Source organism: Protofrankia sp. CiP1_Cm_nod3 (assembly GCF_982290655.1).
In genome coordinates, this window is record NZ_CEVIVD010000072.1 from 16,806 (window position 1) to 24,218 (window position 7,413).

At 71.1% G+C, this 7,413-nt stretch carries 4 protein-coding genes; 1 reads left to right on the plus strand and 3 read right to left on the minus strand.

The window, feature by feature from the left end; all coding sequences use genetic code 11:
• Window positions 1–109: 109 nt before the first annotated feature.
• The 3 genes from AC5LUJ_RS14805 to AC5LUJ_RS14815 all read right to left on the minus strand — a co-directional run bounded on the left by AC5LUJ_RS14805 (window position 110) and on the right by AC5LUJ_RS14815 (window position 6,536).
• Window positions 110–529 carry a roadblock/LC7 domain-containing protein gene (locus AC5LUJ_RS14805; protein WP_250280910.1) on the minus strand — a complete coding sequence of 140 codons (420 nt, stop codon included), beginning with the start codon at window positions 527–529 and terminating at the stop codon, window positions 110–112.
• On the minus strand, window positions 529–3,363 hold the full coding sequence (locus AC5LUJ_RS14810) for a sensor histidine kinase (RefSeq protein ID WP_250289770.1): 2,835 nt from the start codon (window positions 3,361–3,363) through the stop codon (window positions 529–531). Before AC5LUJ_RS14810 ends, AC5LUJ_RS14805 begins: the two co-directional genes overlap by 1 nt.
• A gap of 638 nt (window positions 3,364–4,001) precedes the next feature.
• Complete coding sequence (locus tag AC5LUJ_RS14815) at window positions 4,002–6,536, minus strand: protein kinase domain-containing protein (protein ID WP_250280915.1); 2,535 nt, start codon at window positions 6,534–6,536, stop codon at window positions 4,002–4,004.
• A gap of 318 nt (window positions 6,537–6,854) precedes the next feature.
• Here AC5LUJ_RS14815 and AC5LUJ_RS14820 point away from each other — a divergent pair, with 318 nt between their 5' ends.
• Window positions 6,855–7,406 (plus strand): hypothetical protein, encoded by a 552-nt coding sequence (locus tag AC5LUJ_RS14820; protein ID WP_250280918.1) that lies wholly within the window; start codon window positions 6,855–6,857, stop codon window positions 7,404–7,406.
• Window positions 7,407–7,413 lie beyond the last annotated feature (7 nt).

Sequence of the window (7,413 nt, forward strand, 5' to 3'; positions counted from 1 at the left end):
ACTGTGCCGGAACCCGGCCCGACGACGACCGTCCGGGCCGGGTTCCGGCGGGAGCTCGCGCGGGTCACAGCAGCGGAACCCGGGCCGCCGCCAGGATTCCGGCTCGCTGTCAGCGAGGCAGCGCGGCCTGCATCTCGGCACGCAGCTCGGGGGTGAGGAACTCGCCGACACGGATGACCAGCAGCGCCATTTCGTAGGCGATCAGACCGATGTCGGCGCCGGGCGTGCTGAGAATGGCCAGACACGACCCGTCGCCCACCGCCGTGACGAAAAGAAATCCCTGTTCCATCTCGACGATCGTCTGGCGGACACTGCCGCCGCCGAAGAAACGGCCGGCACCACGAGCCAGGCTGTTGAAGCCCGAGGCGACCGCGGCCAGCTGGTCGGCGGTTGTCCGGTTCATTCCGTTCGAGGTGGCGAGCAGGAGGCCGTCCGCCGACAACACGATGGCATGGGTGACCTCCGGGACTTTCCGCGTGAGGTTGTTCAGCAGCCAGTTCATGTTCTCGACCGGGCCGATGTGGCGCATTACATCACCCTTTTCGCGTCGTCACCGTTCGGGTTCGGTCCCTCCTGCAGACCTCGGCCGAAGTTGGTCTGGAAGGAGGACATCATGGATCGGATCTCGTCCGGTGACCGCGTTCCGCTGAGGAGCGACGGCGGCACGGGGCCGTTGGTGGGTGTCCCCCTGAGCTCAGGCGCGAGGCTGGCCCGCCGCTGCCGTCTGGGCAGTCCCGTCTCGTTGGGCTGCCCGGGCGGGGCGGCCGGCGCGGCCGACGCCTGGGAGAACCCGGAGCCGGCACCTGGGAACGGGTCCGCCGGGGGGGTGCTCCTCCTGCGGCTGGGCAGGGCAGGCTGTCGCTGCGCGTCCAGCGGCTCGGCCCACCGGTCCTCTGGCTGCGGCCAGCCGGAGGACGCGCTGGGCGCGTCGTCCCAGCGGGCGGAGGCAGGCGGCGGTGGGGCGGGGATGCCCGAGGGCTGCTCGGCCCAGGCGTTGGGCTCGAGCGCCAGGTTGGAGCGCGGACGCTCCCGTGGATGGTCGTTCCCGGCGCTGCCGCCGGCGCCGTTGTCGATCTCCCCGTCGCCGAGCTGGTCGGATTCGGTGACGAACCAGCTTGAACGGATCGTGGGGAAGACCGGCAGATCGTCCATGAGCGGCCAGTCCTCGCCGCCACCACCGCTACCGCCGGCGCCGTTGCCGGTGGGCGCTATCGGTGACGCGCTCATCGACAGCAGCTCGCTGGTGTCGAAGGAGCCGGCGAAGGGGATCGGGCCGCTCAGCGGGTCCGGATCGTCCATGGGGATCGGGTCCCGCAGTGAGAGCGGCTTGCCGATGGCGAGCGAATCGGTGAACGCGGCCGGGTCACCGAGGTCGATGGAAGCGTCCAGCGGCGCGTCCAGGGAGGCACCCAGCGGTATGTCCAGGGCCGGCGCCTTGACCCGCTCGGGCCTGGCCGTGGCCGGTGCCTCCTGCGGGGCGTCGTCGATCTCGCGCAGCAGGTCGCTCGGGACCAGGACGATGGCCAGGGTGCCGCCGTACGGCGACGGCCGCAGCCGGACCTGGATGTCGTGCCGCTGGGCGAGCCGGCCGACCACGAACAGGCCCAGCCGCTCGCTGGTACGCAGGTCGAACGGGGGCGGGTTGCTCAGCCGCTCGTTGATCTCGGTGTATTCCTCGTCGGTCATGCCCAGGCCGCGGTCCTCGACCTCGATCACGGATCCGTTGGAGACCTGGTGCCCGGACACGTGCACGGGGGTGTGCGGCGGGGAGAAGGAGGTGGCGTTCTCGATCAGCTCCGCGAGCATGTGGATCACGTCACCGACGGCGTGCCCGCCGATGGCGGAACCGGCGATCGGCAGCACCTTCACCCGGGTGTAGTCCTCGACCTCGGCGACCGCGCCACGCACGACGTCCTTGATCGGGACTGGCCGCCGCCAGCCACGGGCGGGCTTCGCTCCGGAGAGCACGATCAGGTCCTCGGCGTGACGGCGCATGCGGGTCGCCAGGTGGTCGAGCCGGAACAGCTCGGCCAGCTCGTCCGGGTCGGTCTCCTTGCGCTCCAGCGCGTCGATGACCTTCAGCTGACGGTGGATGAGCGCCTGGCTGCGGCGGGCGAGGTTGAGGAAGGTGTCGCCGATGCTCTTGCGCATCGCCGCCTGCTCGACGGCGGTGCGCACGGCGACCTGGTGGACGGTGCCGAACGCCTCGCCCACCTGCCCGATCTCGTCCCTCGTCCCGATCCGGACGGGGAACACCTCGGTCTCGACCTGGACCTGCTCGCCGCGGTGCAGCCGTTCCACGACGCTGGGCAGGCTGTCGTTGGCCACCTCGAGGGCAGCCCCCCGCAGCCGCCGGAGCTGACGGATCATGGGGCTCGCGACGAGCAGCGAGATGCCGATCGACGCGGCCAGGACCAGCGCGACGAGGAGGCTGCTCAGCCAGGCGCTGCGGGTCGCGTGCGAGTCGATCGCATTGCTCTCCTTCGTCAGGTCGGCCGCGATCAGGTTTTCCACCAGGCGGAACCTGGAGATCTTGTCGGCCATGGCTTCCAGGACGCGCTGGCCGTCGAGGGTGATCGGCTGGTTCATCTGGGTCGCGGACACGATGGTGTCGCGCGTCTGGGAGACGCTGGTCGCGACCGGTCCGACCGTTTTGTCGTAAAAGTCCTGTTCTTCCTGGGATGCGATGGTACGGAACTGCGCGATCCAGGCATCCTCGGCGCCGGCGTTCGTCTGCGCCTGTTTGATGACCGCGACATTGGTCTGGTGGAAGAGGATCACCGAGAGGCTGCCGCGTTGCTGGGCGGCCGCCTCTCTCGCCCGCGACACGCTGGTGAGGGCGCCGACATAGTTGATCAGTTTGGCGTTGTCGGTACCGGCTCCCACCTGGGCGATCAGGTCGAGCAGATTGTTGATGTTTTTGTTGAAGAACTCCGTGTTCTTCACCCGGTCGGTCTGCCGCTGGTCGATCGCCTGCCGCTGGTCGGGGACCTGGTCGAGCTGACGCTGGATGGCGTCCATGGCCGGCCGTAGGTCCCTGGTCACGCTGCCGGGGAGCCTGGTCGCGTCCTGTTGGTAGGTCGTGATGGCGACGTCGGTCGGGCCGCGCCTGGCCCGCATCTCCTCGAGGCCCTCGCGGAATTGGCTGCCCACGACCGCGGACGAGGCATAGCGTTCCTGCTGGAGGGCGTCAATAAGATCGTTGACTTTGGTTGAGAAGGCTGCGAGGTCCCGGACCCGGCTGCTTGCGTCGACGCTCGCAAGGTCGGCGCGCACCTGGAGGGCGCTAAAAACGGTCAACGCCACCAGCGGGAGGATGAGAATGGCTACCAACTTGGAGCGGATTGGCCAGTTCTGGAGCATCCGATCCTCTCCTTCGACGCAGTGTCCTGACGCCTTGTCGGGGCGAGCGTTCTGGTTCGGCGTTCCGTGTGCCGGCTTACACCTCGACCCACGGTGAAGACCGTGGCCGCGGCTCTTTCCCCCTGGGCGGGACAACTGTACCCGGGCTATTAAGCACGCCTGGAACAGGGGTATAGAGGTCGTGGGGAAGGGGCTCGAACCGGATCAATGGTCGATCACCGGCCGACCGTCCGGCCATGGTCCGGGCGGCCCGCCAGCCGGCTCCGGGATAGGCGCAGATGATATTTGTGATGGATTGCACGGCCCGATGATCGACGTTCGTCGTTGTGACTGGCGGGCTGTGAAAAGGCTGCTCGTGGGCGGGTGTGTGTTTACGGATTGTGGCTCGGTAGACGGCCGAGTTGAAAGGCGGTGGACATCGAGCTGTACCGGGAATGGTCCGGAATCTGTCCCCAAACTGTCCCGGCCGCCCGTGACCGGCGGGTTGGGGACCGGAAACTGCAACAACCAGGTGTCGTTCGGACCACTACCCGGTGCCGGTAACCGGGAAATCACCGCCACGGCCACCCGCCGGTAGTGGGCCGGCGTTGATGGTGCCGGGACGGGCGGCACCGGTCAGGCGCCCGCCACCCCGCCGATCATTCCGACGGGGTGGACCGGGTCCCGGCCCGGGCTGTCACGTGGGCGCCGTTGGGCACCGCGCGCGCCTCGCCGCCCGCCCGGACAAGGGGATACACGGCGAAGTAGTAGGTGGCCCCGTCCCGCGGGTCCCGCAGGTGCCAGCCGCCTCCGATCTCCAGGCTGCTGTTGGTGACCTTCGCGCGCCGGGCGGCCGGGTCGTCCGGCCCGGTGGGGGCGGTGTCGTGCCGCCACAGCACGCGGGCCTCGGTGATGCCCGGCGGCATCTGGAACGTCAGAGTGATCGTGTTGCCGTGGTCCACGGCCCGCAGCGCCCGGATGTGCGGCCCCGGCTGGTGCCGGATGGAACGGCCGACGACCGCCCTGTGCTCGGCGATGCTGATCGGTGTGTACACCGTCGGATCGGCTGCCGGATCGGCCGTCGGGCCGGGTGCCGCGGTGTCGACCAGGCGTCCACGCCGGCTGGAGCCGACCAGGCGTTCCCGTCCCCGCAGGGAGGCGGTGGACAGCTCGTGATCAACAGGGCCGAACGGTTCCGGCTCCGCCACCGGCCGCGGGCCGTGCTCGTGGCCCGCCGGGCCACCGCCGGGGATCTCCCGCACGGATGCCTCGGCCTCACCCCCGGCCCCGGCTCCCGTGCTGGTTCCCGGTCCGGCTCCGGCCGCCGGGCCGGGCGAATCCGCCGGTGCCTCGGTGGCATAGACCCGGACCAGCGCGCCGGGCACCGTCGTCCACCGCAGGACCGTCGTCCCGCCGCTGTCGTCCACCTCGAGGTCCAGGACGGGCCGGGGCCGCCTGACCACGGTCACGACCACATCGACCCCGTTGGTGTGGGCCAGCGCGCCGAAGGGATCCGGGTAGGACACCCGCACCCGGTACCGGTAGGTCGCCCCGGTCTGCACGTCGCGGTCGACATGGCGTCCGCCGGTGGAGCGCAGGCGGCGGGCGGCCCCCCGGAACGGCGAGGACTCGTCGAAGGCCCGCTCGATCAGCACGTCGTCGTAGCCCGCGTCGAGCTGCCAGGACAGGGCCACACCATCGCCGTCCATGTGGGCGCGCAGGTTGGTGACCTCCGGGACGATCACCAGCGGTGGGGTGCGGACCGGTTTCGACCGTCTGCCGCCAGCCGTCGACATCACCTCGTGCCAGACCGTCACTCCCCGGGGCACGCCCGCGTCGGACAGCTCGGTCGAGCCGGTCGTGCCCAGGCTGCGCTCGAACCGCCCGCCCGGCGCGCTCGGGTCGGCGACCACCCGCAGGACGCGGAAGGCGACCGGCCCTGACGAGTGCGGCGGGGTCCACCGCAGGAGCACCGCGCCGTTGTCCTCCCTGGCGGTGAGGTTGGACGGCGGCGCGAGCGCGCCGGGCTCGCTGGTCCCGGTGGGGCCGTTGGCGTCAGCGGCGCGGTCGTCGTCGGCGCCGGCGGGACCGGCGTCCTTCGGCCGTGGGCGGTCCGCCCCGTCCACAGCGGCGGTGCCGCTGCCTCCGGAGGAACCGCTGCCTCCGGAGGAACCGCTGCCACTCTCGTCAACGACGGTGCCGCCGCTGCCGACAACGGTGCTGCCGCTGTCGGGGATGGTGCCGAAGGAGTAGCGGGTGCCGACGTCGTCACGGCGGACGATCCTTGAGTGCCCGCCGTTCTGCGTCCCTGTCGATGTCCCTGTCGATGTCCCGGTCCGCGCCGGGGTGGGCGGCGTGCCGCCCGGCCGTGCCGCGGCGATGTCCGCCAGCAGCTGGCGTGCCTGCCGCGCGGACATGCGCACGCGCGGGTCCTTCTCAAGCAGGCTGGTCAGGACATCGACCAGCGGGCCGGCGAGCCTGGTCGGCGTCGGCGGCTGGAACAGGATCGCCGCCACCATCGCCGCGAAGGTCTCCCGGTAGAACGGTGGCCTGCCCTCCACCGCGAAATAGAGGGTCGCGCCGAGGCCGAACAGGTCGGCCTCCGGGGTGGCGGGCTCACCGTTGAGCCGTTCCGGCGACATGTACGAGGGCGTGCCGAGCACCCCGGTGACGGTGAGGGCGGAGTCGCTGTCCCGGGTGGCGATGCCGAAGTCCGTCAGCACCACCCGGCCGTCCGTGCCGATCAGTACGTTCGAGGGCTTCACGTCCCGGTGCAGGATGCCGAAGGCGTGGGCGGCATCCAGGGCATCGCTGATCGCGACCCCGACGCGGGCGACCTCGGCGACCGGTAACGGTCCATGGCCGCGGACCAGTTGGAGCAGCGACTGGGACGGCACGAGCTCCATCACGATCCATGGCAGGCCGTTCTCGACGACGACGTCGAGGATGGTCACCACGTGCGGGTGGCTGCGCAGTCTCGCGGCGTGCCGGGCCTCCCGCAGCGCCCGCTCGACCCGGTCGGCGCGCTCGGACAGGTCGAGGCCGTCCTCGAGGTCGATCTCCTTGAGCGCGGCATCGGTCAGCAGCACTTCGTCGAAGGCGCGCCAGACCGTGCCCATTCCGCCGGCGCCGAGCCGTTCGATGAGCCGGTACCGACCGGCCACCAGGCGGTTCACCTCTGGAGCGGCAGCCACGTCGCCCCCTCCGTGATGTTTTCGTACCGCGTTCTCCCAGTGCAGCATGCCACTTGGGCCGGGGGCCGGTGCCCGTGGCGTCGCCGGGCCGTCAGGTGCTCCGAGGCCGCCGGCCGGAAAGCCGGGCCAGCAGGCCCGGCCGGGAAGCCCACCAGGTGTCCCCGGGTGGCGGCGCGGCGGTGGGGTGGTGCTTTAGTGGTCGGCGAACCGGTGCCGGCGGCCCGACCGCCGTGGTCACCGCGGTGACCTCTGATGCCGCTGCCGCACAATGGTGACCATTCGTCATTACTGCCGTTCTTGCTGTGACTGGAGGTGTCAATGGGCCGGGCCGGAATGCTGCCGCGCCGCCGGGCAGCGGTGGCCGGTGCCATGGGCGTGGCGCTGCTGCTCGCCGGGTGCGGCGGGGCTGCCTCCGATGACGCGCCCGCCACCGTCCCGGATGTGCCGGCGACCGCGGTGACCGATGTCGGGGCTGGTGCGGGCGCGGGCGCGCCGCCGGCCGGCCTGCCGACCGACCTGGTGCTGCCGAGCCAGACGGCGGCGGCGTCCGCGCCGCCTGCCCCCGCCGTGACGACCGGTGTCGGGGCGCTGCGGGGGACGCTCGTCCCCAGGCACTTCCCGTTCCCGAAGGATGCGGTTCCCCGGCTGGTCAGCGCCGAGGCGACGGCGACGACGGTCGCGCTCAGTGGTGTGACCGCTGACGACGCCATCCGGTACTACCGGCAGTCGATGCCTTCCGCCGGTTACACGTTCCAGCAACAGAACGTCGCCGACGGACAGACAACGCTCACCTATACCGGTTACGGCCAGCGGGTCCAGGTGCACGCCGGCGGCGCCCGGGAGGTCACGCTCGCCTTCACCGGCGCGTAGGGCGCGT